Here is a 24837-nt window from a genome sequence, read left to right on the forward strand (position 1 = left end):
AAGTTGTATAAAGATTATACCCATCTCTTTATCGAGCCAAACTCTCTCCCTGCTCTCCTATGGGAATCGGTTTATTTAGACCGTGAACCTTGATTGAGAAACAAACATGGTAATGAAGAAAAGGAAGATGATTTGAGATCAAGTTTTAATTTTTATGAGGATCTTGGCAAAATGGGGATATACCATGGTGACGTTTGCACATCTGCAGAAATAAAGCTTTACCAGTGAACAGCCCTGGTTTTAGCACTTGAGCCGAGCTTTGTAAAGAAATCCTTAACAATCAATAATGAAGTACGATTAAGCAAAGAAAAAGGGTTGAAGACACTTGCGATTCATTTTTACGGTGTTTTCAAACCATAGTTATTGAAGGCTTCTTTTTCTGCATGTTTAACAAATAATGCCACGAATAAAACAATAATATTAATTTGCATTTATTTCCGTTTCGTGTTATTCTAAAGAAGAATTATTTTTGTTCGTGTAAAGGATGAATATTGACTTTTCGTCTTGATGATACTTTGGGCAGGGATAGTAATTAAATGTGTGGTAACACACTAGGAGGCAACAAAAATGGAACAAGGTACAGTTAAATGGTTTAATGCAGAAAAAGGTTTTGGATTTATCGAACGTGAAAATGGAGACGACGTATTCGTACACTTCTCTGCAATCCAAGGTGACGGATTCAAATCTTTAGACGAAGGTCAAAAAGTAACATTTGACGTTGAGCAAGGTGCTCGTGGAGCTCAAGCTGCTAACGTTCAAAAAGCTGCTTAATCTTAAAACGTTTATAGAAACAGGCTCTTTATATAGGGGCCTGTTTTTTTACGTTCTCTATAATACTAAAACTCAATAAAAAACCCTACTCAACGTGCGAGTAGGGAGATGTTACAAGGTAATAGCAAAAGATTTAACGCTTCAAAGGTTTGTTTATAGTATAACACACTGGATTGACAATATGCGGAATGTATATAAATTATTTATTTTTCTTTTCGAATACAAGTACATACTATTCTTTCTTTTCTTACTAACCTGTGGAGATCGGTTGATTTAGACCTTGAACATTGATTGAGATCGTAAATACGGATTGAATGTTGAGTGTCAAAATTATGGAAAGGCTATGGAAAGTGGTAATGAAGAAAAGGAAGATAATTTGTGGCCCAATATTCTTGGCAAAAAGGGCTAAACAATGAGTGACAGTTTGGAAACATCTGCAGAAACAGCTGAACTTTTTAAAAAAATTTGGGGGATTCAAACCGTAGATATTAATAAGCCCTCTTAGACCATGTTATACATTCGATGCGGGCTTATTGTCATTTTCTCTTTAGCCTACCGTATGCACAGTATCCACACCTTTAACAAATATGCCATGACTAAAATGATAATATTTAATTGCAATTATTTCCGAATCGTGCTATGATAAAGAAAGATTATTTTTGTTCGTGTAAAGGATAGTATGAATATTGACTTTTCGTCTTGATGATACTTTGGGCAGGGATAGTAATTAAATGTGTGGTAACACACTAGGAGGCAATAAAAATGGAACAAGGTACAGTTAAATGGTTTAATGCAGAAAAAGGTTTTGGATTTATCGAACGTGAAAACGGAGACGACGTATTCGTACACTTCTCTGCAATCCAAGGTGACGGATTCAAATCGTTAGACGAAGGTCAAAAAGTAACGTTTGACGTTGAGCAAGGTGCTCGTGGAGCTCAAGCTGCTAACGTTCAAAAAGCTTCTTAATCTTAAAACGTTTATAGAAACAGGCTCTTAATATAAGAGCCTGTTTTTTTGCGTTCTCTGTATAATTCAATAAAAAACCCTACTCAACGTTCGAGTAGGGAGATGGTACAAGGTAATAGAAAAAAGATGTAACACTTCAAAGGTTTCTTTACAAGTATAACATAATGGATTGACAATATGCGGAAATGTATATAAGTTATTGATTTCTTTTCAAACACACCTACATCTTATTAGGAAGTAAACGTTTACGCAAAATTTTAAAAATCATAGCCAACTCTATGTGTCGTGTACCAACCGCCAAAAGCGCCACGCTAAACGGGAGTTATCCATGATAACTCCGACACTCTCCTTTCTTTTAATCCATCACCTCAGATGAATTTTATGTATATTCTCTTATTACCAACGGTGAACAAAAAGGATCATCCCTTTTGTAAAGAATCATCCTTTTTTAAGTATTCTTGAAATGAACATAACAGGTGATCCATCTGCAAGATTTCCACCCACTTCATTTTTTTCATAAGACTCCGTCTTATTTTTATCGTTGACCATATTTTATGAAAAGAAGATAAACAATTACAATTTTCTGTCGCAGTGGATATAGGAAATTCCTAAAGATAGAGGGGAGATTGATTGATTTTTTTCTAGAAATAATCACTTAGCTATTCCTAACACAATGAAAGCCCTACCTCTCTTCCATCCTTACGGCTCCTTGTCCGTGCCAGTGTGAATCAGGATTACAAAAATCAAGTGACTATTTTATCGAGTTTTTGATAAAACTTCAAATGTTTGTAGAAGAAATTTAAACAATAAAAATGAATTAGCTGTAGGAATAACAAAAGAGGTTAATGTTCTAAAAGTACGTTGAAGAAGTAGAACGTCTGAAATGATTCTGTTTAATCATAACATTCTGAAAAATCTAGGATGTTTATTGGAATGCCATACGTTTTCTATAATTAACTTTAACAGAAACTTTTTATTTGATTTTCAGTAATTCCTTTAATTACTTCCAGTTCACTAATCAAAAATTCATATGCATTATCCAACATTTTTTTTTCGCTTGAATTAAGTGCTTTTTCTTTCTTCATACGCATTAAATCGCGTACAACTTCAGCACCTTCTTGTATTTCACCCGTTTTTATTTTGTTCGTGTTTACTTGATACCTTTGTTTCCACGGCAGTAACCTATCTGATTCTCCATGCTGAAAAATGTGTATAATACGTTTTAAAGCAAGAATATCAGTAACTGGACGTATATTTGAGCTCAATATTTTACGCGTTGGAATCATAACTGTCATATTACTGATTGACATTTTTATGACATAATACTGTTGTTTTTCCTCTAAAAATTCTTTTTCTTCAATGGCTTCAATTATTCCTGCGCCGTGCATTGGATAAACAATGTTATCGCCAATTTGAAACATATCATCCACCTCCATATATGGTAACCTTTTTAAGCTTACCATATATGGAGGTGTAATATCAAATATTTAATAATAACATGATAATATTTTTATTGTCAATAACTTTTTTTAAAAAAATAAATCGAGCAAAAACAACATCAAAACAATAGGCTACGTGTCGTATTCCCCAATAAAGGAAATGTCATTTGGTCCATGTATATCTTGAAACCTCGCCGATTTAACATAGATCAGTTTTTCATTGAAAATGTGTTATGAAATCTCCTTTAGGAATTCAAGACTTGGCATCAATGACATGTTTGCTGGTCTAATATGGGCACAAATTTAGTCAAGGAGTAGACCATGTGTTTACTCCTCGTCCTGAAGCTACTTCTGTATGATTTGAATAAGGTTGCCGCATGTATCGTCGAATACAGCTATTGTGACTTCTCCCATTTTTGTTGGCTCCATTGTGAACTTCACGCCTTTTTCCTTTAATCGTTTGTACTCTTTTTGAATATCTGTAACACCAAACATTGTTGCTGGGAAGCCCTCGGCGAATATCTTCTTTTGATACTCTTTAGCGGCAGGATGATCATTTGGTTCGAGTAAAAGCTCGGTTCCGTCCTGATCCTCTTGAGAAACAAGCGTTATCCACCTGAATTTACCCATGGGAACGTCCTCCTTTTTTACAAACCCCAGTTTTTCTGTATAAAACTCCAGTGCCTTGTCTTGGTCTTGGACGAATATACTGGTAACAATGATTTTCATACTGTTTTTGCCTCCTTTGATATGTATGCGCATGGTACTGGCTGCAAGCAAACAACCCAGACATTTGTCAGAAGTCCTGTTCCGAGTGTCATGAAACAAACGTATTCCTCCATGAATTAGGGAACGTGCACTCGAAACTTAAGAGCGTATTAAAACGAAGCTTCCTAACAAAGACTTTATTTACTTTAACTTATGTTGAAGATAAATGACAAAATTATGTTGATTTGAAATACTTTAGGGAAGGGGATTTAATTACTGATAAAAGTCATGATAAAAATACTCATCGAAATTCAACATATTAGAGGGGGTATTTTTTTCTAATGGTGAAACTCAACTTCTATGAACTTAATGGAGTTATTTACTAATCTGTAAATTTATGTATTAATAGTAAGGGGTGAAAAATATTACTTATAGCCCGTGATTTGGCTGCATAATCTTTCTCTGAATATAAAATGGAAAAAGGCAGTGCCCGTTTATAGGTACATGTATAAAAAAAGGAGCCATAACAATGTTAAAAAGATTTCTTCTGGTTTTACTTACACTGATTATGTCTATAGTTGTTATACTAGTGGCTGCTAAAGATTCCCCTGGAGATAATGTCATTTCATTTGATGAGCCTATGATCTTAATGATATCCATTGGGATTGTTGTATTCTTATTCATCCCTCCATTAGCCTTGTCCTTTTTTGGAAACATGGTTGTAAGAATAATATCAGGAGTATACCAATGTTTTATCGTTTTCACTTTTCTAGGGATGATTCCAATTGGATTTCTTATTCCCAATGGCTTTTTGACAATTCTTGTTTCTGTTTTAGGAACTTTAGTCAGCATAATTAGTGTTGTAGTAACCTTATTAATTGATAGGAATAAAGAAGTTAAATCTTAATATTGAAAAGCTTATCGCTCTTATCGAGGAAAGAGGCCTTTCATTGATCAGTGACACTAACATGATCGTGATAAAATGCTTTTGCTCCTTGGCACTCATTGTCATGCAAATCAGCAACAGCCTCCAATGCTTTTCTTAGATTTATCATTTGATTTTTCAATTCTTTATAATCTTTTGCTTGATTAAATGAGGAGGGTCCTGATGACAAATCGTAGAACGAATCCTAAGGTTGATGAATTTTTAAGTAAAGCTGAAAAGTGGAAGGAAGAATATGAGCGGTTGAGAGATATCGTTCTTGATTGTGAGCTGACTGAAGAATTTAAGTGGATGCATCCTTGCTATACGTTTAATAGGAAAAACGTCGTTTTAATACATGGATTTAAAGGATATTGTGCGCTTCTGTTCCACAAAGGCGCCTTGTTACAGGATCCTCACGGGATTCTCATCCAACAAACGGAGAATGTACAGGCGGCGCGCCAGATTCGGTTCACCAATGTTCAAGAAATAGCTGAAGTGGAACCCATCTTGAAAGCCTATATTAAGGAAGCCATTGAAGTTGAAAAAGCCGGTTTGGAAGTGAATGTTAAAAAGAATACGGAATACATCATTCCAGAAGAACTTCAACATAAATTCGATGAATTTCCTGCTTTGAAAACGGCTTTTGAAGCATTGACCCCGGGACGGCAAAGAGCATACATTCTTTATTTTTCTCAAGCCAAACAACCCAAAACTCGAGAGTCAAGGATTGAAAAATATATGGAGAAAATTCTCGATGGGAAGGGATTAAAGGATTAGTATATTCGTCAGAAAGGCATTTTGCTAAGTGAGATTTCTATGAATCTGTCATGAAAGAAGCATTGAAGGATGAAGGAATACCAAGAATTTTGAGTTCCTTGGTATTCCTTGTGTCACAAAAATATACAGAGGGGCGGTTCAAGTATGAAAGAACCGCCCCTTATTTTGTTTGGCATTTTCGTTTAAATAAACCGATAACTGATTAATGAATAGCCATTATGTCAATGAGGCGCTTGATTTTTTCACTGTCTCCTGTATCAACGTACACGGTTTTTGCATTTTTTATTATATTCTCAGTCACTTCCCGCATTACGCCTTTACTTACATCATCAGAGGAATCCCAGCGTAAAGGAACATTGTATACTTTAATCGTGCCATCGCCATTACCGCTATAAGTTACTGATCCATCCACTAATCGAGAGCCTGCTAACTGGATAACATCTTCCGGATAGCTAGCACTGGTGTCATCATTTGGATTGATTGGTTCGCCAGCCGAAATATGCCGAACATTCAATTCATCTATCTCTTGATTTGCTCCAAGCTGCAACCAAACTCTGGCATATTCAATTTTCTCAGAGGGATATTCCGTTAATTCATTGTCTTTTTGGCTTTTTTCCTCATTTCTTACTTCTTCTGAAGAGGTTTCTTGTGATTCATCTGTTGAGGATTCTTTTGAAGTATTGTCATTTGAATTCTTTGTTGCGGATTCTTTTAATCCTGTTGTTGTTTCTGATTCATCCTTGCTTATTTGGTTGCTATCGTCAGTCTCATTATTATTTTCTTCAGCGTGTAATGAAGAATCATTATTTGATTTTTCTTCCTTACCGCCCATACATCCAACGAGCAATAAGACGAGCAGCATCAGGACAGCATTACAATAAAAAATATTTCTCAGTTTCTTCATTATTTCATTCCTCTCCCTCATCAACAGCCTTACATGCTTTTCTTAGTTTATTCAGTTGATTTTTCAGTTGGTTATACCTAATATTACCATGGAATAGAAATGAAAGTTCGAAAAAATTATAGGAGAGGTAACGAATGCTAGATCAATCGAGTAAATCTCGACAGCTTTTTGAAATGATGACCACACGATATACGGGTGGCATTTCATTGAGGAATTCCCTATCTTTTATCAACTATATTGAATGCTTTTTATTTATTTCATCATTTGGTGATGTACTAGAGTGTGTGAATATGCGGTCTAATATCTGTTCTGTAAATGGCATAAAGGAATTAAGGATTATACCTCCTAAACAAACGGTTAATAAAGTCCCGACGCCAACTGGCCCATTTAAAATGATTGCAGCTATCAAGAATAAGAGGTAAATGCATGTTCTCGAAAAAAAGATATTTGTTCTGGTTAATTCTTTTATGATGAATGTCAATCGGTCAACTGGAATCGGTGCAAAATTTGTGTGCAAATAGGTTGCAGTTCCTAATCCTATAACAACTAAGCCGATTCCAAAACAAATCACTTTGCTGTACCATAGGTCAGGTGTTAACCAATTGTGCAATAAAAAAAGCCACATATCAATGCCAATCCCCGTTATAAATGCTGTTAACATCCCCAAAACTTCTGGTCTTTGTCTTTTCAAAAATGAATTACAAATTATCAATATAAACGCTATTATGATTTCCCAACTTCCCACTGTAAGCCCCACATTCTTGGACAGTCCTACCACAACTGCATCAAAGGGTGAAGTTCCAAGGTTTGATTGGATAGTGAAAGAAATACCAAGGGTTAAAATGAAAATTCCTAATACATAAACAATATATTTCACTGTACTCGACCTCTTTTTTGTTCATTTTATTGCAAATACAACAAAGTTAATTTATATTTAATATATGGCATCTTTGTTGTATTTGCAACAAAGATATGTACTAAGGAGGTCATGATGAAGGAAATTCTTCGCGAAATCGGAATGATTGCCAGGGCATTAGATTCGATAAGCAATATAGAATTTAAAGAATATAACCTCACAAAAGGGCAGTATTTGTACCTTGTCCGAATATGTGAAAACCCAGGAATCATTCAAGAAAAGTTAGCTGAAATGATTAAAGTAGACCGAACAACAGCGGCTCGTGCCATAAAAAAGCTTGAAATGAATGGTTTTATTAAAAAGATGGATGATGATCATAACAAAAAGATAAAAAAACTCTTTCCAACAGAAAAAGGGAAAGATGTGTTTCCCGTTATAAAAAGAGAAAATGATCATTCGAATAGTGTCGCATTAGCGGGATTTTCTGAAAAAGAAGCAGAAACCATTATTCACCTTCTTCAAAGAATTAGAAAGAATGTAGAAGTTGATTGGGAATATGTAAAAAAGGGGAACAAGAGAGATTATTAATTTTAAAAGGAGCATATATGAGCATGAGTATAAAACTAAAAAAGTGCAGCCATGAAGATTTAAAAATACTCCAAGAAATAAGTATTGAAACATTCAATGATACATTCAAAGACCAGAATTCTCCAGAAAATATGAAAGCTTATTTGGAACGTGCATTTCATTCTAAACAGTTGGAAAAGGAATTATCCAATACCTCTTCACAATTCTTTTTTGTTTATTTGAATCATGAAGTCGCTGGATATTTAAAGATCAATACCGATGAGGCTCAGTCTGAAGAAATGGGTGATGAATCATTAGAAATCGAGAGGATTTATATCAAGAACAAATTTCAAAAACATGGTCTTGGCAAACATCTGTTCAATAAAGCTGTGGAAATTGCGCTGGATTCTAATAAAAAGAAAATCTGGCTAGGCGTATGGGAAAAAAATGAAAATGCTATTGCTTTTTATGAAAAGATGGGGTTTGTTCAAACTGGAGCCCACTCTTTTTATATGGGTGATGAAGAACAAATAGACTTTATCATGATCAAAACACTCGTATAACTCTTTATGAAAGGCGGGTTTATATGTATATTCCAAAATACTATAAGGTGACAAATGTTGATGACATTTGGGACTTTGTTCAAAACAACTCATTTGGCACAATTGTCACAACAGCGCAAGGGAAACCAATTGCAACTCATTTGCCATTGCAGTTAATGAAAGAGGGAGATACTTACTATATCACGGGGCATATTGCTTATGGGAATCATCAATGGAGAACATTTGAAGCCTGTGAAGATGTGCTTGTTATGTTTCAGGGACCGCACGCCTATATCTCTTCCTCTTGGTATGAAAAGGAAAATGTCCCAACGTGGAACTATCAAGCCGTACATGTATACGGCACAGCCAGCATCTTGAACGAAGAAGAGTTAAAACATGACCTGACAATGTTGCTGCAAACATACGAAAAACACCGTAAGAATCCAGTTTTATGGGATAAGCTTTCTCCTCAGCTCTTAGAAAGCCAACTGAAAGGTATTGTCGGATTTAAGATGAAGGTGGGAGAAATTCAGGCTTCCTATAAATTAAGTCAGAACCGAAATGAAAAGGATTATATGAATATCATTGATCAATTACGAAATGAAGGAGATTCAAACTCAAAACAAATGGCAGAACTGATGGAAAAGCGATTAAAAGATGAAATATAAGTCCACTTTTATTAGCGAACTTTGGATTAATGAATAGTAATCAAATTTTTGATTCTACAGAGCCTTCATCTTGTGCGAAAGTTCAAGGAACACTTGATGTTTTTATTCCATTAGCGGGTGCTTCTGGCGGGGCTCTTTCGGGGGGATTGATCTTTAATACAAGTTATGCCCTGCTATCTTGGAGTGATTGACTCTAATCTATTTTTTATGCACTTCACGTATAGCATTTTCTATTAATATCTCATCAGGTTTAACAAGTGACAATAGTAATAGAAGTAATCGGCACCTAGTTTGGGACAAGTTCCAAACAAAAGAACAAAACAGCGGGTCACAAATGCTTCCCACTGTTTTGTACGGTACTTACCTGATATTTTCTTTAATCGTTTTGGAAAATGTGATTGATTTATTCTCACTAACAAATGTTGAGCCTAAAAGGAGTGCGCCACCTAGCATTTGAACAATGGTCATTTGTTCTCGTAGAATAATGGCAGAAATTAATATAGCTACAAATGGGTCTACATAGCTTAGCATAGCAATACTCTGTCCTTTTAATTTTTGCATACCCGAGAAAAATAACCAAAATCCAATCCCAGTGTTTACAATCCCTAAAATGATGATAAAAGGAACGGATGATCTAGATACTCCAAAGATACCGAATCCTTCTGTAAAAAACACATATGGCAAGAGCAGCAATGCTGTTAATCCAAGTTGGATGATTGTAATCTCCAACCTGCCCATGCGGTGTATAAATTTATTTAGTAACATCAATGCAGTGTAACATGCAGCCGCAACTAATCCAAAAAAGATCCCAAGCAAATCATCTGTTCCAGAAGCACTTATGCCATTTCCAACAATCAATACCATGCCTATGATCGCTACACCAATACACATCATTTTTTTGACAGATAATTGTTCCCTAAGGACAAATGGTGAGAGGATCATGACAAACACAGGTGCAAAGTAATACCCTAGTGTGGCATTAGTAAGTGTTGTATGATCGTACGATTGATAAAGAAAGATCCAATTTCCTCCTAATGCAATACCAGAAAGAAATAAAGTATAAGCATTCGCTTTGACTAATTTCCATGGAATGGTTTTCTTCATCATCATGAACACGACTATTAAAAATAGACATCCAATTGAACTGCTTAGTAAAGCTGTTTCACTCGAAGATAAATCAATGTATCTTACAACTAAACCCATTGTGCCGAAAATGAACATTGATAATATAAACTGAATCTTAGATTTCATTGTCTACTCCTTCGAATCTGCGAAACAGCTTATATTTCGCAGATTCTTAATCTGTTTTATATATAAGCTTATTCACTGCTGATTCAACAGCTGGAGTAAACGGCGGTGGCGGTGAAGTTGAAAATGGCTTCCAAGTGTATAGAGTTGTATTTGAGTGTGGCATGCGAATCCCCCTATGTATATGCGTATTTTTGAAAAACTGGATATGACGAAAAGATGGTTATACTAGATTATACATGAAATTTTTTCTTGAAAGATATGAATGTTTCATATTTGATTACGGCTCATAAAATAACATCTTTTAAATAATAACTCACCCCACACAAAAAGGAACCCTTGGCGCAGAACGGTTCTGCTTAAGGTCTCTTTTCCGGAGTAAGCAACTTTTTCTGCATTGATTTTTCAGATGTAAAAAAATACAACTTATTTACTTTTATCATATTATAATAGGGTATATCAATAGGATCGGAGTGTGATTGAATGCAAACGAAAAAAGTTTATCTTTATGTATGTAATACAATGTCAGACTGGGAATACGGATATTTGATTGCTGAACTAAACTCAGGAAGATATTTCAAAAAAGATGCAGTACCTTTAAAAGTAGTTACAGTAGGAGCTAATCAAGAAATGGTTACTACGATGGGAGGTCTGAGCATAAAACCAGATATTTCTATTGATGAGTGTATCCTTGAGAATAAAGATCTTTTCATTTTACCTGGAGGGAATACTTGGGGAGAAGATATTCATCAGCCTATCTTGAAAAAAGTTGGCGAAGCTTTAGAACTTGGCACTATTGTTGCTGCAATTTGCGGTGCAACGGAGGGCCTCGCGAATATGGGATACCTAGATTCTAGAAAGCATACAAGCAATGATGTAGCGTATCTTAAAATGGTCTGCCCTCATTATAAAGGAGAAACATTTTATGAGAGGGAGCCTGCAGTATCTGATGAGAATTTGATTACTGCATCAGGAGTAGCTCCTCTGGAATTTGCGATGGAAGTACTGAAAAAATTAGATGTATTTGCGCCAGATACATTATATTCATGGTATAACCTCAATAAGACTCATCAGCCTGAATACTTCTACCAATTAATGAATTCAATAGAGAGATGATCGAAATCATTCAACTGAGTTTTTCGATGATAAACTTATTTTAATAACACTAAGAATTGATGTATTGTAATAAAAAGCCTCTTAACCCGAAACTGATTGAAACATTTAGGTTCCTCCACCTCCATTGTTATGTGGCATACATGCCCATAACACCACTACTACGGAGTGTAAAAAAAATAAGCATTGATTTAGGGGACTAGTAGGTGAATAATCCATGAAGGTTCAAGTCCCTCGGCCGAAACAAAGATACCAAGGGTTGTAGACCCCTGGTATCTTTTAATGTTCTCTTAGATTTTGAGTTTTTTCCTTTTTGTTCCACTTGTTACAACATTCAGTTAAAGTAAAACGGGATAAACAAAGGTTTTCCCCGTTTTTGCATAGTCTATCTTACTGCGAATCGCCGAGCAGCTGCCACGCACAATATAACGGCGATATTCACGGCTACGAGTGCCCAGCCCACTTTCTCGTGCAGAATCACTGAGGCAAGCAGCAGTCCAAAGAAGGGCTGGAGGAGCTGCAGCTGTCCAACCGCCGCAATACCGCCTTGGGCGAGACCCCGATACCAGAACACAAAGCCGATTAGCATGCTGAATAAGGATACATACGCAAGACTAAGCAGTGCAGGAACGCCGACGCCCGACCATGAGTCCGGCGTAAAATAGAATGACAATGGCAGCATAAGAGGAAGCGACAGAACGAGAGCCCAAGAGATCACCTGCCAGTTTCCCAGCCGCCGTGAGAGACGGGCCCCTTCTGCATAACCGAGCCCGCATACGACGATAGAAGCCAGCATGTACGCGTCGCCGATCGGGGAGGATACTCCGCCTTGGATGAGGGCGAATCCTGCTACTAGTAAGCTGCCTGCAGCTGAGAAAATCCAGAAGGCTGGCCGAGGGCGTTCCCCTCCGCGAAGTACGCCGAAGATCGCCGTCGCGAGCGGAAGTAGTCCAATGAAAACAATGGCATGGGCGGATGTGACATACTGAAGCGCCAAGGCTGTCAGCAACGGGAAACCGGCCACCACGCCGAACGCTACCACCAATAGCGCAGTTATGTCACCTTTGGCAGGTCGCTGCTGCCGGAAGATGAGAAGGAGCGCCCCGGCCAATACACCAGCTATTGCAGCGCGGCATACGGTGAGGAACAACGGATCGAAGTCCGCCACAGCCAAGCGGGTCGCAGGCAGCGATCCGCTGAAAATGAGCACCCCCAGAAAACCATTCATCCAGCCATTTGTTGCTTTGTTCATTTACAATCACTCCATCATATGTTTCTTCTCACAAGATCATTTTTGCTCTGTCAAAACCTGTATTTAAGGATTACAATGACTATAAACTGTAATTGACCTTTTAAAAACAGCCAGTTTTCATAAAAAAATGCATACCAGTTAGGGGAAACGAGCAAATGGATATCACGCCTTTTTTAAATAGAAATCTGGATATTCCGCTTTATCAGCAGCTTTATCAGTATTTCAAAGAAAACATGCATCAGGGGCGTATTCAAAAAGGAATGAAACTGCCATCAAAGAGGCTTCTGGCGAGTCAGCTTTCCATCAGTCAAACGACTGTTGAGCGTGCCTATGAACAGCTTGCTGCTGAAGGCTATATTGTGAGCAAGCCAAGAAGCGGATGGTTTGCTGATTATAATGATTCTGATTTTGTCCATAGTAAAATGCTTAGCACATCACCAGCGAGTCAAAAAGCGCAGAAAAATGAACAATGTATTGATTTTCACTACGGAAATGTAGATTCTTCTCACTTCCCTTTTTCCGCTTGGCGAAAAAGTATGGTCAATAGTTTGGACCAATATGGACAAGAGCTTTATCGGCCGGGAAATGCTTTAGGGGAGCTTGAGCTGAGAACACTTATTGCAGAGTACCTGTATCAATCACGCGGAGTTCATTGTGTCCCTGAACAAGTGATCATAGGGGCCGGGAACCCTTTTCTTCTGCAAATCTTGTGCCAGGTTTTTGAACCGGATATTTTCATAGGATATGAGGATCCGGGTTATCCAAGAGCTAGGAAGATTTTTGAAGCCAATCGTATGAATATCGTTCCTATACCGGTCGACGATGAAGGAATTTGTATACAGAAGATCAAAGAACACCAGCCAACCCTTGTTTATGTCACGCCTTCTCACCAATTTACGCTGGGAACAATCATGACAATTAACAGAAGAATGCAGCTTCTCAAATGGGCGGCAGACAATCAATCATTCATCATAGAGGACGATTATGACGGGGAATTTAGATACACAGGACAGCCGGTCCCCTCCTTGCAAGGGCTTGATCAGCATAACCGTGTCATTTATATGGGCACTTTTTCTAAATCTCTTCTTCCTTCGCTGCGTATCAGCTATATGATTCTCCCTTCGCCTCTTTTGGAAAAAGGCCATGACATCACTTCTTTATATAAGCAAACAGTGTCCTGCCACAGTCAGCTGACGCTGGCTCAATTTATAAAAAATGGAGAGTGGCAAAAACACATCAACAGAATGAGAAAGCTATACCGAAAGAAAAGGGCCATTTTATTAGAGACTGTGCAAAGAGAATTAGGAAAACACGTCAGGATTCGCGGGGAAAATTCTGGACTTCGTATCTTACTAGACGTTTTCTTGCCATTCAGTGAAAAAGAGTTAATTGAGAAGGCAAAGGAATATGGAGTCAAAATTTATCCGGTTTCTCTTTCTTATCAAAAACATCCTCCTACAAAAACGGTCTCACTGGGATTTGCAGGGGTCTCGGAAGTCAACATACGAGAAGGCATAAAAAAGCTGAAAGCTGCTTGGGAGATATAAGGGAGCTTTCAGGTTTGCCATTTGATATTCCTTCAGGTTGAATAAAAGAGCGAGTGACGGAGATTAACAATGTTGGCGGAAAAATCATACGAAAACTGCTTTTGTATTTTGCCTTTAATCAAAAAAAATCGGTTCATTTTATTGAATTTTATGAAAATTTATGATTATAATTAATATATCAAAAAAAATTGATTAAAGAGGTGATATGATGAATGATACCAAATTAGAACTGCTTCAGATTTTTGAGAAAAAATTTAAAGCTCTAGCAGATCAAAAACGGTTAGAGATCATGTATGAACTTTGTCAAAGAGGAAAAACCTGTGTTTGTGATTTGACTGAGATCTTTAATATGACTCAATCAAAGCTTTCCTATCATCTTAAAATATTGCTGGACGCGAACTTAATTACTAAAGAAGTTAAGGGAACATGGAGCTATTATGATGTAAATAATCCTGAATTCAACCAATTACTGTCAGAAGAGGTTTGTTGTGTATTTAGAAAGAGCAGGGAGGGATGATGCGGTTACATTTTAACCATTAAATCAATATTTCTTGATGAATATCAATAAAGGGGGAATCATTATGATGTATGTTCATGTAGGAGTGAATGTAACCAAATTAGGGGATCAATCACATTCTATGAAAAAGTTTTTGGGGTGAAACCTGTAAACGTAAAAACAGACTATGCAAAGTTTCTGTTAGATAAACCGGGATTGAATTTTACGTTGAATGTTCGTGATCAGGTACAAGGGAACCAAGTGAATCATTTTGGATTCCAAGTCGATAGTGTAGATGAAGTGTTGAGACATAAGGAGCGGCTTGAAAAAGAAGGCTTTTTTGCACGTAAGGAAATGAATACAACATGCTGTTATGCAGTCCAAGATAAATTCTGGGTTACAGATCCCGACGGAAATGAATGGGAGTTTTTCTATACCAAGCCGAATAATGATGACCAAAAACAAAATTCTCCCTCTTGTTGTGTAACACCTGAGTAAAAGCGTTATTCATTTAGATGAAGGTCAAAATTTCCGCCGGCTAGGCAAAACCGATGAGTGGGTAAACATAAACGTTAAGCTCGCTTCGCTGAGCATAGTAAAAGGGAGCAGCACTTGTTGCTCTTTTTTACCTTTCTTTTTTTCATCATTTTTATATCCTCAGCTTCACCTAGGGGCGGTTCGACTTGATTCAAATGAAGCGACCAACAATGAAGAAGTCTATAAAACAACGATTCGCAGAAATATTAGGATATTTTCTCCCTTTTTTGTGGCTTTTTTGATCGTTTACCGTTTTTTCAGAATTTCTTTTCGACTTATACTTTGCATCCCAAGGGAAGAAGTCGGCCGGGTTATGAACATGTAGAAGCAAGTTCTGGAACTTATTAGAGGAATTCATTTATTGGTTTACTATTGGGAAATATACATATACCTTCTGAATATGGTCTTTAGTACAAATAACTCTATTATGGTATATTTAAATAAGACTAAATATTCGAAACGAGGAATGATATGAATACGAACAAAAAACAAAAGCATATTAAAATAAAAAGGATACTGCAAGTCATAATGGTTATTATTGGAGGAATTATAGCGGCATATGGACTGGAAACCGTATTGATTCCAAACAGTGTGTCTGATGGAGGGGTGACAGGCCTTAGTATCGTTGGTTCACAGCTATTTGATTTGCCATTAGGAGTCCTTATTGCAGCTTTAAATATCCCGTTTGTCTGGTTAGGATATAAGCAAATCGGGAAAGACTTTGCATTATTATCCATTATCGGAATCGTATCACTTGCCGCAGGTACAATGTTTTTTCACCACACTCCAGCTATCATAGAGGGGGATACCTTGCTAATAACCGTTGTTGGCGGGATTATCCTTGGATTGGGAATGGGGTTGGCCTTACGTAATGGCGGCGCATTGGATGGAATTGATATGCTCGCTGTGCTGCTATCTCGAAAATTGCCATTTGGAACGAGCGATCTCATTTTATTCTTAAACCTTTTTGTGTTTATTTTTGTATCCATTGTATTTGGCTTACAAGGGGCATTACTGTCAGTTATTGCTTACTACATTGCGTCTAAAGTCATACATATTGTTGAGGAAGGCTTAAGTGGTTCTAAAACCTTTCAAATTATTTCAACTCAGCCTGAATTAATGGTAGAGACAATACGTGATCAGTTAGGTCGAAGTGCTACCTATAAAGAAGCTTATGGCGGTTTTTCCCACGAGAAATTTAAAGAAATCACATGTGTCATCAACCGCCTGGAAGAAACAAAACTAAAGGAAATTATTAATGAAATTGATAAAAATGCCTTTGTTACCGTATATGACGTAGCTGAAGTGAAGGGCAGTAATTTTAGAAGACATACGAGTCATTAGAGAAAAACACAACGTCTAACCCAAAAGCGAGAAACCGCTTTTAAAATGGTAAGACTCAGAAATTTTATATTAAATTGTTTCTGTCATTCGCACAGACAACTGTACTGGAATTACATTGCCTTCTGTCTCGTATAATGAGAATAGGAGGCTTTTTTGTATCAGGTTATGCTTAAATGGAGGGATTTATTTGAATATTGAGCTGCAAGAAATAGATATGTTACAAGCGAATTCGGGTCCTTATGGGATAGCGGTCTCTCGTGATGGAAATGTATGGTTTACTCAACATAAAGCAAATAAAATCAGTTGTCTTCATCAAGATGGAACAATCAAAGAATATATTGTTCCAACTCCTGATGCACGAGTGCTGTGTTTGACTATATCATCAATAGGTGATATTTGGTTTACTGAAAACGGGAAAGATAAAATTGGAAGGCTTTCAGCAACGGGCGTATTTACAGAGTACCCATTACCCCATGCACATTCAGCGCCTTATGGAATTACTGAAGGTCTTCACGGTGATATTTGGTTTACTGAAATGAATGGAAATCGCATAGGGAGGTTGACAGCAGAAGGTATGATTCATGAATATGAACTGCCGAATAAAGAATCATATCCTTCTTTTATTACGTTGGGGCCCGATGACTCGCTTTGGTTCACTGAAAATCAAAACAATGCGATTGGCAAGATAACCGGATCAGGAGAAATAACGGAATACCCAATCCCAACACCGGGAGCAGCACCAGTAGGTCTTGCAAACGGAAATGATGGTGACCTTTGGTTTACAGAAATAATGGGGAATAAAATAGGAAGGATCACGATGTCCGGCGAAATAACGGAATATGATATTCCTACACCAAATGCCCGGCCTCATGCTATTGCTGCGGGAGTCGAATCGGATTTATGGTTCACTGAATGGGGAGCAAATAAAATAGGAAGGTTCACGAAAGAGAGAACCTTTGAAGAATATACAATCCAAACCCCTAATGGCGAACCTCACGGAATTGGCTGTGACAAAGAAGGCTGCGTATGGTTCGCATTAGAGTGTAATAAAATCGGAAAGTTACGCTTTCTGAAATAAACATTGAGGTTTAGTCTAAGAACAATGCATGATATAAATAGCATACCAAGAACATTGTATGCTTTTTCATCTCCGTGAAATAATGGTACATTTACTGAAACTGAGGTTTCATCAACGTAGATTTTCAAAAAATTAAGTGCTTATAGTTCTTTTACCATGACCTTCTCGCCGTTATAATCCAGCTCGCCATTAAATGTAAAACCGAATTTTTGATACAGGCGCAAAGCATGAATGTTGTTCTCAAAAATGCTTAAATAAATTCTGTTACATGTATATTGCTCAGCAAGGTGATGAATAAGAGCTTCAAGCATCATGCTCCCTAATCCTTGACCTTGAAAACGCTCGTCAATGAAAAATCGGTCAAGCCACACTCTGCCGTTTTTATTTTCTTCATCAAACTCAGGAAACCATCCATACATAGCAAAACCGACTAACTCTCCTTCGTAATAAAGTCCAGCAGGTTTATAATACTGACATTCTGATGCATCCTCTAGACATTGCTTCGTTGATTCTATATATGATATTTGGCTTTTGTGAACATGAAGAGACAGAATAGATTCACGATTCTCTTCAGTTACCGTCTTTATCTCAATATTCATAGTCATTCTCCTTTTATCTGTTTATCTGAAAAGGACAGAAGCTTTTCAGATCAATTGTTGCGCTTTCATCCACATCATGTAGTCTTATAAAAAACAATGAGTTCTGTAGTTAATCCCTAACTTTACAATTTGAACAAAACCTTCATTAAATCCTTTTTAAAGCCTTTAACTGATAGCTCATCTAACATCACTTCTTTTCATGGGTTTGTCGCGGCAGCTGAGGAGCTGCTCTTTTTTTTAACCCTGTATGGGAGTCTTGCGGTACACTAGGTGCTCTTTCATAAATTAGTTTTACCTGAACATTCTTTATGGTGAGCATCTTCTTTTTATTGATGAACAGGTGAATTTCCTGAGCAAAAATCCAATTTTTCCGGAAGTTTCGGTAAAAAACGAAACTTTTAGCGCGTGTATTTTACTTTATAATGTAAGCGGTTTCTCCTATAGTATACTTATACTATCGTACATCATTTGAGTGAAACACAGGAAGGATAGAAAAACAGATGAGATACATGAATACTAGACAAAAAGACATTTTGTATCTGTTGTTATCTGAACCTGATGACTATTTAGTTGTGCAAGATTTCGCCGACAGGGTAAAGTGTTCTGAAAAAACGATCAGGAATGATCTGAAAACAATCGAAGGTTATCTGCATGAACATTCCCCTGCTCAGCTCATTCGCAAACCAGGATTAGGTGTCTATTTAAATATAGAAGAACATGAAAGGGCCCGGTTAACTCAACAATTAGGTACTGAACATTTTGGCTCAAAGCACCAGTCCGATGAAGAAAGAATTCTGCAAATCGCTTATCAATTATTAATGAACCCAAAACATGTGTCAGCAAAAGAAATTGCCGCTCAGCATTTTTTGAATAAGTCTTCCATTAAAAGGGATTTACATGAAATTGAAGGGTGGCTAAAGCGATTTGATCTCAAATTGGTGTCAAAGCAGCGGCTCGGTTTAAAGATCGAGGGAAATGAAAGAAATAAAAGAAAAGCCTTAGCCAGAATCTCTGATTTGATTGATAATCCAGAGTTTACAAGTCAATTTATCAAAAGCAAGTTCTTAAGTCATGAAGTGAAATTTGTGGCGAATGAATTCAAAACATTGCAAAAGCACCATTCTATCTATTTCACAGATGAAACCTTCGAGAATCTATTATTGCATACATTGCTGATGATACGCCGAATCAAAATGAAGCAGCCCATCTCGATTTCGCCAACAGAAATGGCAGCAGTAGAAAAGAAGAAAGAATATCAGTGGGCAATGACATGTTTAAAACGGCTGGAAGCGGTTTTTGCCATCCGCTTTCCTAAAGAAGAAGCCGTGTATGTAACGCTGCATATACTCGGCGGAAAAGTTCGTTTTCGAGCTCAGGGAGAAGAGAAAAAGATTCTGGAAAATCCCTTGCTTCCCATGGTTGTGCGGCATTTAATCGATCGTGTATCAGAGCTGAAAATGCTTGATTTTCATAGTGATCAGGATTTGATCAACGGATTGAACATCCATCTCAATACAGTGCTAAACCGGCTGAATTACGATCTTTCTGTATCAAATCCAATGCTAAATGACATAAAAAAAATGTACCCTTATCTGTTTCATATGATCATTGACGTTCTGGAAGATATCAATCAAACGTTTGCTCTTTCTATTCCTGAGGAAGAAGCCGCTTATCTGACATTGCATTTTCAAGCTGCGGTCGAACGTTTGCACCACAGCAGCGAGAAGCGTAAAAAGGCAATCATCGTCTGCCACATGGGCATTGGAATGTCACAATTGCTGCGAACAAAAATTGAACGGAAATTTCATCAAATTGCTGTGAAGGCCTGTATTGCAAAAGCTGATTTAACAGATTACTCAACAAAGCATGGGGACATAGATCTTGTCATTTCCACGATAGCGTTGGAACATGTGCCAATTCCTCATATTGTTGTATCACCGCTGTTGGAGCCTTCTGATGAGAAGAAACTAAGTGCATTTATGGATCAGGTTGACGTATCGCAACGCCAAACACAAAAAACGTTTAAGATGCTGAACAATACGACTCCTTTCTTAGTTTTTTTGCAGCAAGAGTCAGTTCATCGCTATAAGCTGATTGAACAAATGGCAATGGTTTTATACGAGAAAGGCTATGTGGAAAAGGAGTATGCCATTCATGCTGTGATGAGAGAAAAAATGTCGGCGACAAACATTGGAGCTGGCATTGCGATTCCTCATGCAAACTCTAAATTGATTAAACAATCAGCGATTGCGATTGCCACATTAAAAGAGCCGCTTGATTGGGGGGCCGAAAAAGTGTCACTCGTCTTTATGCTGGCTGTCAAACACGAGGATCAAAACATGACAAAGCAATTGTTCCATGAACTGTCATATCTGAGTGAGCAGCCGGCATTCATTCATAAGCTGACGAAGGAAACAAATGTTATGAGATTTTTATCTTATTTGGATTATTAAAAGCGGGGCTTCGATGCCCTGCTTTTTTTTTTGTATATAGAAAAATGCTAGTTTTTCCGGAATTAACGGTAAAAAACAGCGCTTTTACAAGCGTGATTTTGATATACAGTTGTTACAGGCCTTATGATTCATACTTTAAAGGAGGACTCGTATGAAACTGTTAGCGATTACATCATGTCCGAATGGAATTGCCCATACATATATGGCGGCTGAAAATCTGCAAAAAGCTGCCGACAGATTAGGCGTCCAAATGAAAGTCGAGACCCAAGGCGGAATCGGGGTGGAAAATGAGCTGACCGGAGAGGAGATTCGTGAAGCAGACGCGATCATTATCGCTGCAGACCGCTCGGTAAACAAAGACCGGTTTATAGGAAAAAAGCTGTTGTCTGTCGGGGTTCAGGATGGTATCCGCAAACCGGAAGAATTAATTCAAAAAGCACTTAGCAGCGATGTGCCGGTCTACCGTTCAGCTTCAAAATCGGAAGCCGGCAATCAACAGGAGAAAAAACAAAATCCGATTTACCGTCATTTAATGAACGGTGTTTCCTTTATGGTTCCATTCATCGTCGTCGGAGGATTATTGATAGCGGTTGCATTGACGCTTGGAGGTGAGAAAACACCGAAAGGCTTAGTCATTCCGGATGAATCTTTTTGGAAAACGATTGAACAGATCGGAAGTGCCTCATTCTCATTCATGATCCCGATTTTGGCCGGATATATCGCGTACAGCATCGCTGATAAGCCTGGGCTTGTACCAGGAATGATCGGCGGATACATTGCAGCGACGGGAAGCTTTTACGGCAGTGCAAGCGGCGCCGGTTTTCTCGGCGGCATCATCGCCGGGTTTTTGGCGGGGTATGCTGCCCTTTGGATCAAAAAATTGAAGGTTCCAAAGGCGATTCAGCCGATTATGCCGATTATTATTATTCCAGTGTTCGCTTCACTAATTGTAGGTTTGGCGTTTGTGTTTTTGATCGGTGCACCTGTAGCCCAAATTTTCGAATCTTTAACGGTATGGCTGGCGGGTATGAAAGGTTCGAGCTCCATCCTGCTGGCATTGATTTTAGGCGCAATGATTTCATTTGATATGGGAGGTCCCGTAAACAAAGTGGCATTCCTGTTTGGATCGGCCATGATCGGAGAAGGAAACTATGAAATTATGGGACCGATTGCCGTCGCCATTTGTATACCGCCGATCGGCCTTGGGATTGCAACGTTTTTTGGAAAAAGAAAATTTCAGGAGTCGGAAAGAGAAATGGGAAAAGCATCATTTACCATGGGGCTTTTCGGCATCACTGAAGGAGCCATTCCATTCGCGGCACAGGATCCGCTTCGCGTCATTCCGGGGATTATGGCAGGTTCTATGACTGGTTCTGTGATCGCTATGATCGGCAATGTCGGAGACAGAGTAGCACACGGCGGGCCCATAGTTGCAGTACTAGGCGCCGTTGATCATGTATTGATGTTTTTTATTGCAGTGATTGCCGGATCTCTTACCACCGCTCTTTTAGTTAATGTACTAAAAAAAGATATTCCGGTTTCTTCACCCGCCGGGCTGAGTGAAGCTGCAGCAGCGAATGACGTTCCGCAACAGCACAATGAAGCGGAAAGCAGACAGATGGAGAAGACGGATATTCACAAGCTGACAGACATTATGAGTTTAGATCTAATTGAACCAACTTTATCAGGCGAAACCAGAGATGACATTATTGATGAAATGATTCAAAAATTGTCCCGAACAGGTATGCTGCATTCAGAGAGCGGTTTTAAACAAGCGATCATGAATCGCGAACAAGAGGGGACAACGGCGATTGGCATGAATATCGCGATTCCGCACGGGAAGTCTGATGCGGTCAAGAAGCCCAGTGTGGCATTCGGAATCAAACAATCAGGCATTGACTGGAACAGTCTTGATGGATCAGAAGCAAAGTTAATCTTTATGATCGCTGTACCGAAAGATAGCGGAGGGAACCAGCATCTGAAACTGCTGCAAATGCTATCTCGAAAACTGATGGATGACAGCTATAGGGAAAGGCTGCTCTCTGTGCAGACAAAAGAAGAAGCATACAAACTCCTGGATGAAATCATATAAAGGGGGGGATTTTCATGATGGCTGAACCGCTATTTTTCAAGCCGGTTTTCAAAGAAAAGATTTGGGGCGGCACCGCTTTAACCGCTTTCGGCTATGACATTCCGTCAGAACGGACGGCGGAATGCTGGGCTTTTGCAGCACATCAAAATGGACAAAGCATTGTTCAAAACGGGATATACAAGGGGCTTACGCTCAGCGAATTATGGGACCATCATCGGCATTTATTCGGACATCTGAAGGGGGACCGCTTCCCTCTTCTCACAAAAATACTGGATGCCAATCAAGACTTATCCGTTCAGGTGCATCCGAAAGATGAGTATGCAAAAATGCGCGAAAAAGGGGAGCTCGGAAAAACGGAATGCTGGTATATCATAGACTGCCAAGAAGATGCAGAAATCGTTTATGGCCACAACGCAAAAACAAAGGAAGAACTGATCTCGATGATAGAAGTTGGAAAATGGGACGAGCTCCTGCGCCGCGTAAAGGTAAAACCGGGGGATTTCTTCTATGTGCCAAGCGGCACCGTTCATGCGATTGGGAAAGGCATTCTCATTTTAGAAACGCAGCAGAATTCCGATACTACCTACAGATTATATGATTATGGCCGAAAAGATACAGAAGGCAATTTTCGCGAGCTCCATTTGGAAAAGAGCATAGATGTGATAGACGTACCATTTGCACCGGATCAGCAAACAGTTCAATATGAACAAACAGATGATTTGCACAGAGCCGTATTGATAGAGTGCCCTTATTTTTCAGTGGAAAAGTGGGATTTAACAGGATCAGCAAGTTTAAAACAGCAAAAATCATTCCTTCTTGTCAGTGTCATCGAAGGAGAAGGCCGGATAATCTCTGGCGACCAAACATATGACTTTAAAAAAGGAGATCATATGTTGCTGCCTTACGGGTTTGGGGAATTCAAACTCACAGGGGATGCGGAGTGTATCGTATCTCATCTGTAAAATAAAACTTTATACCAGTTTCATTTTTGATATAAAGAACGAACCAAAGTGATCTCATTTTGAGCTAAATGAATAGTTAAATATAAAAAGATACCACTGGTATCTTTTTTCATGCTTCAATCTTATATGAGCCAAAGAGAAAACGAAATGTGTTTCTGAATGATTTGTTTGTAAAAAAACAAGCTATCCTATTATAAACGCAGTTTTTTTTATTTCGTGGGCGAAATCATCTTTGAGCTGTCACGTTCGCTATTTCAGATGTGTCTTTCCCCAAACCTAACATTTGATCTGACAAGTTTTATAGGTAAGAATGGAAAGGATGATCTACATGAAATATGATAAAGTATTTTTAATGCGTTAGTTGTTGAAGGAATATTTTGATAAGAGGTGTATTTATGAAGTTTGATGAATTTGCGATTGGACAAGTATTTCATACAAAGTCTTTTAGGGTAACAAAAGAAAATGTAATGAGGTTTGCCGAAGAATTTGACCCTCAATATATGCATGTAGATGAGGAAAAAGCGAATCAAGGCAGATTTAATGGAATCATCGCTTCTGGGATACAAACGTTAGCCATTTCTTTTAAGCTGTGGATTGAAGAGGGTTACTATGGCGACGATATTATCGCTGGAACAGAGATGAATCATATTAAATTCATAAAACCCGTGTATCCAGACGATGAATTGCATTCAGTTGTTGAGGTGGTAGATAAGAAACCAAAGAAAAGTGGAACGGGAATACTTACTGTATTGATATTTACTTATAATCATAAAGAAGAGCAAGTATTTGAAGGTGAGTTATCAGTATTGATTAAGCAGTGACTAATGTAACATTAAAGGTTTTTCATCATCAACTACCTATTGATATGGATATCAATGTTAAAGGCTCATCTTAGAAAGAAACATACCAAATCATATTGGTATGTTTTTTTGTCCATGCATTTTTTTATGGAACCTGTCATTCCTGCAATGACAGGAAGCAGAGTACCGATAC

At 38.1% G+C, this 24837-nt stretch carries 24 protein-coding genes and 2 pseudogenes; 19 read left to right on the top strand and 7 right to left on the bottom strand.

Features of this window, described 5'->3' with window-relative positions; translation table 11 throughout:
- The first annotated feature begins 567 nt into the window (after positions 1–567).
- The gene (cspC, locus tag NSU16_RS02860) at positions 568–771 is read left to right on the top strand and encodes a cold shock protein CspC (protein ID WP_010333136.1); all 204 of its coding nucleotides are present in this window, start codon (positions 568–570) and stop codon (positions 769–771) included.
- A 762-nt stretch (positions 772–1533) separates the two neighbouring features.
- Positions 1534–1737 (top strand): cold shock protein CspC, encoded by a 204-nt coding sequence (gene cspC / locus NSU16_RS02865; protein ID WP_010333137.1) that lies wholly within the window; start codon positions 1534–1536, stop codon positions 1735–1737.
- A gap of 959 nt (positions 1738–2696) precedes the next feature.
- Here the strand turns inward: cspC (NSU16_RS02865) and NSU16_RS02870 are convergent.
- Both NSU16_RS02870 and NSU16_RS02875 read right to left on the bottom strand, forming a co-directional pair.
- The gene (locus tag NSU16_RS02870; protein ID WP_268444368.1) at positions 2697–3158 is read right to left on the bottom strand and encodes a CarD family transcriptional regulator; all 462 of its coding nucleotides are present in this window, start codon (positions 3156–3158) and stop codon (positions 2697–2699) included.
- 363 nt (positions 3159–3521) lie between these two features.
- Positions 3522–3905 carry a VOC family protein gene (locus tag NSU16_RS02875; protein ID WP_339192020.1) on the bottom strand — a complete coding sequence of 128 codons (384 nt, stop codon included), beginning with the start codon at positions 3903–3905 and terminating at the stop codon, positions 3522–3524.
- A gap of 508 nt (positions 3906–4413) precedes the next feature.
- On the opposite strand from NSU16_RS02875, the gene NSU16_RS02880 reads away from it, so the two are divergent.
- The 3 genes from NSU16_RS02880 (at position 4414) to NSU16_RS02890 (ending at position 5792) form a co-directional block, all read left to right on the top strand.
- Positions 4414–4791, top strand: a complete 378-nt coding sequence (locus tag NSU16_RS02880; protein ID WP_010333140.1) for a hypothetical protein — start codon at positions 4414–4416, stop codon at positions 4789–4791.
- A gap of 201 nt (positions 4792–4992) precedes the next feature.
- The gene (locus NSU16_RS02885; RefSeq protein ID WP_339192022.1) at positions 4993–5586 is read left to right on the top strand and encodes a YdeI family protein; all 594 of its coding nucleotides are present in this window, start codon (positions 4993–4995) and stop codon (positions 5584–5586) included.
- Positions 5587–5636: 50 nt separating this feature from the next.
- Positions 5637–5792, top strand: a complete 156-nt coding sequence (locus NSU16_RS02890; RefSeq protein WP_339192024.1) for a hypothetical protein — start codon at positions 5637–5639, stop codon at positions 5790–5792.
- On the opposite strand, the gene NSU16_RS02895 is transcribed toward NSU16_RS02890, so the two are convergent.
- Positions 5789–6490 carry a hypothetical protein gene (locus NSU16_RS02895; RefSeq protein WP_339192026.1) on the bottom strand — a complete coding sequence of 234 codons (702 nt, stop codon included), beginning with the start codon at positions 6488–6490 and terminating at the stop codon, positions 5789–5791. The two genes, NSU16_RS02890 and NSU16_RS02895, sit on opposite strands and share 4 nt — an antisense overlap.
- Before the next feature lie 232 nt (positions 6491–6722).
- Positions 6723–7367: a YitT family protein gene (locus tag NSU16_RS02900; protein WP_326330855.1), complete on the bottom strand. Its 645-nt coding sequence runs from the start codon at positions 7365–7367 to the stop codon at positions 6723–6725.
- A 114-nt stretch (positions 7368–7481) separates the two neighbouring features.
- Between NSU16_RS02900 and NSU16_RS02905 the strand changes: the two genes are divergently transcribed.
- The 4 genes and pseudogenes from NSU16_RS02905 to NSU16_RS02920 form a co-directional block, all read left to right on the top strand.
- Positions 7482–7934 (top strand): MarR family transcriptional regulator, encoded by a 453-nt coding sequence (locus tag NSU16_RS02905; RefSeq protein ID WP_268504058.1) that lies wholly within the window; start codon positions 7482–7484, stop codon positions 7932–7934.
- A 23-nt stretch (positions 7935–7957) separates the two neighbouring features.
- Positions 7958–8476 (top strand): GNAT family N-acetyltransferase, encoded by a 519-nt coding sequence (locus NSU16_RS02910; RefSeq protein ID WP_339192638.1) that lies wholly within the window; start codon positions 7958–7960, stop codon positions 8474–8476.
- A 23-nt stretch (positions 8477–8499) separates the two neighbouring features.
- Entirely contained in the window at positions 8500–9123 is a 624-nt protein-coding gene (locus NSU16_RS02915) for an FMN-binding negative transcriptional regulator (RefSeq protein WP_339192029.1), read from the top strand.
- Positions 9120–9314: pseudogene (locus NSU16_RS02920) on the top strand (hypothetical protein); the annotation flags it as partial. The gene NSU16_RS02915 and the pseudogene NSU16_RS02920, both read left to right, overlap by 4 nt.
- Before the next feature lie 169 nt (positions 9315–9483).
- On the opposite strand, the gene NSU16_RS02925 reads toward NSU16_RS02920, so the two are convergent.
- On the bottom strand, positions 9484–10374 hold the full coding sequence (locus tag NSU16_RS02925; RefSeq protein ID WP_339192031.1) for a DMT family transporter: 891 nt from the start codon (positions 10372–10374) through the stop codon (positions 9484–9486).
- Positions 10375–10854: 480 nt separating this feature from the next.
- Here NSU16_RS02925 and NSU16_RS02930 point away from each other — a divergent pair, with 480 nt between their 5' ends.
- Positions 10855–11487, top strand: a complete 633-nt coding sequence (locus tag NSU16_RS02930) for a type 1 glutamine amidotransferase family protein (protein WP_339192033.1) — start codon at positions 10855–10857, stop codon at positions 11485–11487.
- Positions 11488–11869: 382 nt separating this feature from the next.
- Here NSU16_RS02930 and NSU16_RS02935 read toward each other — a convergent pair whose 3' ends face one another.
- On the bottom strand, positions 11870–12736 hold the full coding sequence (locus tag NSU16_RS02935; RefSeq protein ID WP_339192035.1) for a DMT family transporter: 867 nt from the start codon (positions 12734–12736) through the stop codon (positions 11870–11872).
- 155 nt (positions 12737–12891) lie between these two features.
- Here NSU16_RS02935 and NSU16_RS02940 point away from each other — a divergent pair, with 155 nt between their 5' ends.
- From NSU16_RS02940 to NSU16_RS02960, 5 genes and pseudogenes are all read left to right on the top strand, one after another.
- A complete protein-coding gene (locus NSU16_RS02940) occupies positions 12892–14283 on the top strand; it encodes a PLP-dependent aminotransferase family protein (protein WP_326332644.1) in 1392 nt (463 codons plus the stop codon).
- A 208-nt stretch (positions 14284–14491) separates the two neighbouring features.
- Entirely contained in the window at positions 14492–14800 is a 309-nt protein-coding gene (locus NSU16_RS02945) for a metalloregulator ArsR/SmtB family transcription factor (RefSeq protein ID WP_268450659.1), read from the top strand.
- 64 nt (positions 14801–14864) lie between these two features.
- A pseudogene (locus NSU16_RS02950) lies at positions 14865–15277 on the top strand (ArsI/CadI family heavy metal resistance metalloenzyme).
- A 510-nt stretch (positions 15278–15787) separates the two neighbouring features.
- Complete coding sequence (locus NSU16_RS02955; protein ID WP_010333153.1) at positions 15788–16660, top strand: YitT family protein; 873 nt, start codon at positions 15788–15790, stop codon at positions 16658–16660.
- 187 nt (positions 16661–16847) lie between these two features.
- Positions 16848–17738 (top strand): Virginiamycin B lyase, encoded by an 891-nt coding sequence (locus tag NSU16_RS02960; RefSeq protein WP_339192038.1) that lies wholly within the window; start codon positions 16848–16850, stop codon positions 17736–17738.
- Between the two features lie 140 nt (positions 17739–17878).
- Here the strand turns inward: NSU16_RS02960 and NSU16_RS02965 are convergent, their stop codons facing one another.
- Entirely contained in the window at positions 17879–18337 is a 459-nt protein-coding gene (locus NSU16_RS02965) for a GNAT family N-acetyltransferase (protein WP_339192040.1), read from the bottom strand.
- A gap of 500 nt (positions 18338–18837) precedes the next feature.
- Between NSU16_RS02965 and NSU16_RS02970 the strand changes: the two genes are divergently transcribed.
- The 4 genes from NSU16_RS02970 to NSU16_RS02985 all read left to right on the top strand — a co-directional run bounded on the left by NSU16_RS02970 (position 18838) and on the right by NSU16_RS02985 (position 24665).
- Positions 18838–20790: a BglG family transcription antiterminator gene (locus NSU16_RS02970; protein WP_339192041.1), complete on the top strand. Its 1953-nt coding sequence runs from the start codon at positions 18838–18840 to the stop codon at positions 20788–20790.
- Positions 20791–20941: 151 nt separating this feature from the next.
- Positions 20942–22882, top strand: coding sequence for a PTS fructose transporter subunit IIABC (locus NSU16_RS02975; RefSeq protein ID WP_168747041.1), 1941 nt, complete (start codon positions 20942–20944; stop codon positions 22880–22882).
- A 14-nt stretch (positions 22883–22896) separates the two neighbouring features.
- Positions 22897–23844, top strand: a complete 948-nt coding sequence (gene manA, locus NSU16_RS02980) for a mannose-6-phosphate isomerase, class I (protein ID WP_339192042.1) — start codon at positions 22897–22899, stop codon at positions 23842–23844.
- Positions 23845–24239: 395 nt separating this feature from the next.
- A complete protein-coding gene (locus tag NSU16_RS02985) occupies positions 24240–24665 on the top strand; it encodes a MaoC family dehydratase (protein ID WP_339192043.1) in 426 nt (141 codons plus the stop codon).
- Positions 24666–24837 lie beyond the last annotated feature (172 nt).

This window comes from Bacillus sp. FSL K6-1003 (genome assembly GCF_037964945.1).
Lineage (GTDB): Bacteria > Bacillota > Bacilli > Bacillales > Bacillaceae > Bacillus > Bacillus mojavensis.

Excerpts from the sequence above, each read along its gene's own strand:
- NSU16_RS02905 (WP_268504058.1), top strand. The coding sequence starts at position 7,482 with ATGAAGGAAATTCTTCGCGAAATCGGAATGATTGCCAGGGCATTAGAT.
- NSU16_RS02880 (WP_010333140.1), top strand. The coding sequence starts at position 4,414 with ATGTTAAAAAGATTTCTTCTGGTTTTACTTACACTGATTATGTCTATA.
- NSU16_RS02930 (WP_339192033.1), top strand. The coding sequence starts at position 10,855 with ATGCAAACGAAAAAAGTTTATCTTTATGTATGTAATACAATGTCAGAC.
- cspC (WP_010333136.1), top strand. The coding sequence starts at position 568 with ATGGAACAAGGTACAGTTAAATGGTTTAATGCAGAAAAAGGTTTTGGA.
- NSU16_RS02970 (WP_339192041.1), top strand. The coding sequence starts at position 18,838 with ATGAGATACATGAATACTAGACAAAAAGACATTTTGTATCTGTTGTTA.
- NSU16_RS02985 (WP_339192043.1), top strand. The coding sequence starts at position 24,240 with ATGAAGTTTGATGAATTTGCGATTGGACAAGTATTTCATACAAAGTCT.
- NSU16_RS02910 (WP_339192638.1), top strand. The coding sequence starts at position 7,958 with ATGAGTATAAAACTAAAAAAGTGCAGCCATGAAGATTTAAAAATACTC.
- NSU16_RS02890 (WP_339192024.1), top strand. The coding sequence starts at position 5,637 with ATGAAAGAAGCATTGAAGGATGAAGGAATACCAAGAATTTTGAGTTCC.
- NSU16_RS02945 (WP_268450659.1), top strand. The coding sequence starts at position 14,492 with ATGAATGATACCAAATTAGAACTGCTTCAGATTTTTGAGAAAAAATTT.
- manA (WP_339192042.1), top strand. The coding sequence starts at position 22,897 with ATGATGGCTGAACCGCTATTTTTCAAGCCGGTTTTCAAAGAAAAGATT.
- NSU16_RS02875 (WP_339192020.1), bottom strand. The coding sequence starts at position 3,905 with ATGAAAATCATTGTTACCAGTATATTCGTCCAAGACCAAGACAAGGCA.
- NSU16_RS02935 (WP_339192035.1), bottom strand. The coding sequence starts at position 12,736 with ATGAACAAAGCAACAAATGGCTGGATGAATGGTTTTCTGGGGGTGCTC.
- NSU16_RS02925 (WP_339192031.1), bottom strand. The coding sequence starts at position 10,374 with ATGAAATCTAAGATTCAGTTTATATTATCAATGTTCATTTTCGGCACA.
- NSU16_RS02940 (WP_326332644.1), top strand. The coding sequence starts at position 12,892 with ATGGATATCACGCCTTTTTTAAATAGAAATCTGGATATTCCGCTTTAT.
- NSU16_RS02915 (WP_339192029.1), top strand. The coding sequence starts at position 8,500 with ATGTATATTCCAAAATACTATAAGGTGACAAATGTTGATGACATTTGG.
- NSU16_RS02895 (WP_339192026.1), bottom strand. The coding sequence starts at position 6,490 with ATGAAGAAACTGAGAAATATTTTTTATTGTAATGCTGTCCTGATGCTG.
- cspC (WP_010333137.1), top strand. The coding sequence starts at position 1,534 with ATGGAACAAGGTACAGTTAAATGGTTTAATGCAGAAAAAGGTTTTGGA.
- NSU16_RS02870 (WP_268444368.1), bottom strand. The coding sequence starts at position 3,158 with ATGTTTCAAATTGGCGATAACATTGTTTATCCAATGCACGGCGCAGGA.
- NSU16_RS02975 (WP_168747041.1), top strand. The coding sequence starts at position 20,942 with ATGAAACTGTTAGCGATTACATCATGTCCGAATGGAATTGCCCATACA.
- NSU16_RS02885 (WP_339192022.1), top strand. The coding sequence starts at position 4,993 with ATGACAAATCGTAGAACGAATCCTAAGGTTGATGAATTTTTAAGTAAA.
- NSU16_RS02955 (WP_010333153.1), top strand. The coding sequence starts at position 15,788 with ATGAATACGAACAAAAAACAAAAGCATATTAAAATAAAAAGGATACTG.
- NSU16_RS02965 (WP_339192040.1), bottom strand. The coding sequence starts at position 18,337 with ATGAATATTGAGATAAAGACGGTAACTGAAGAGAATCGTGAATCTATT.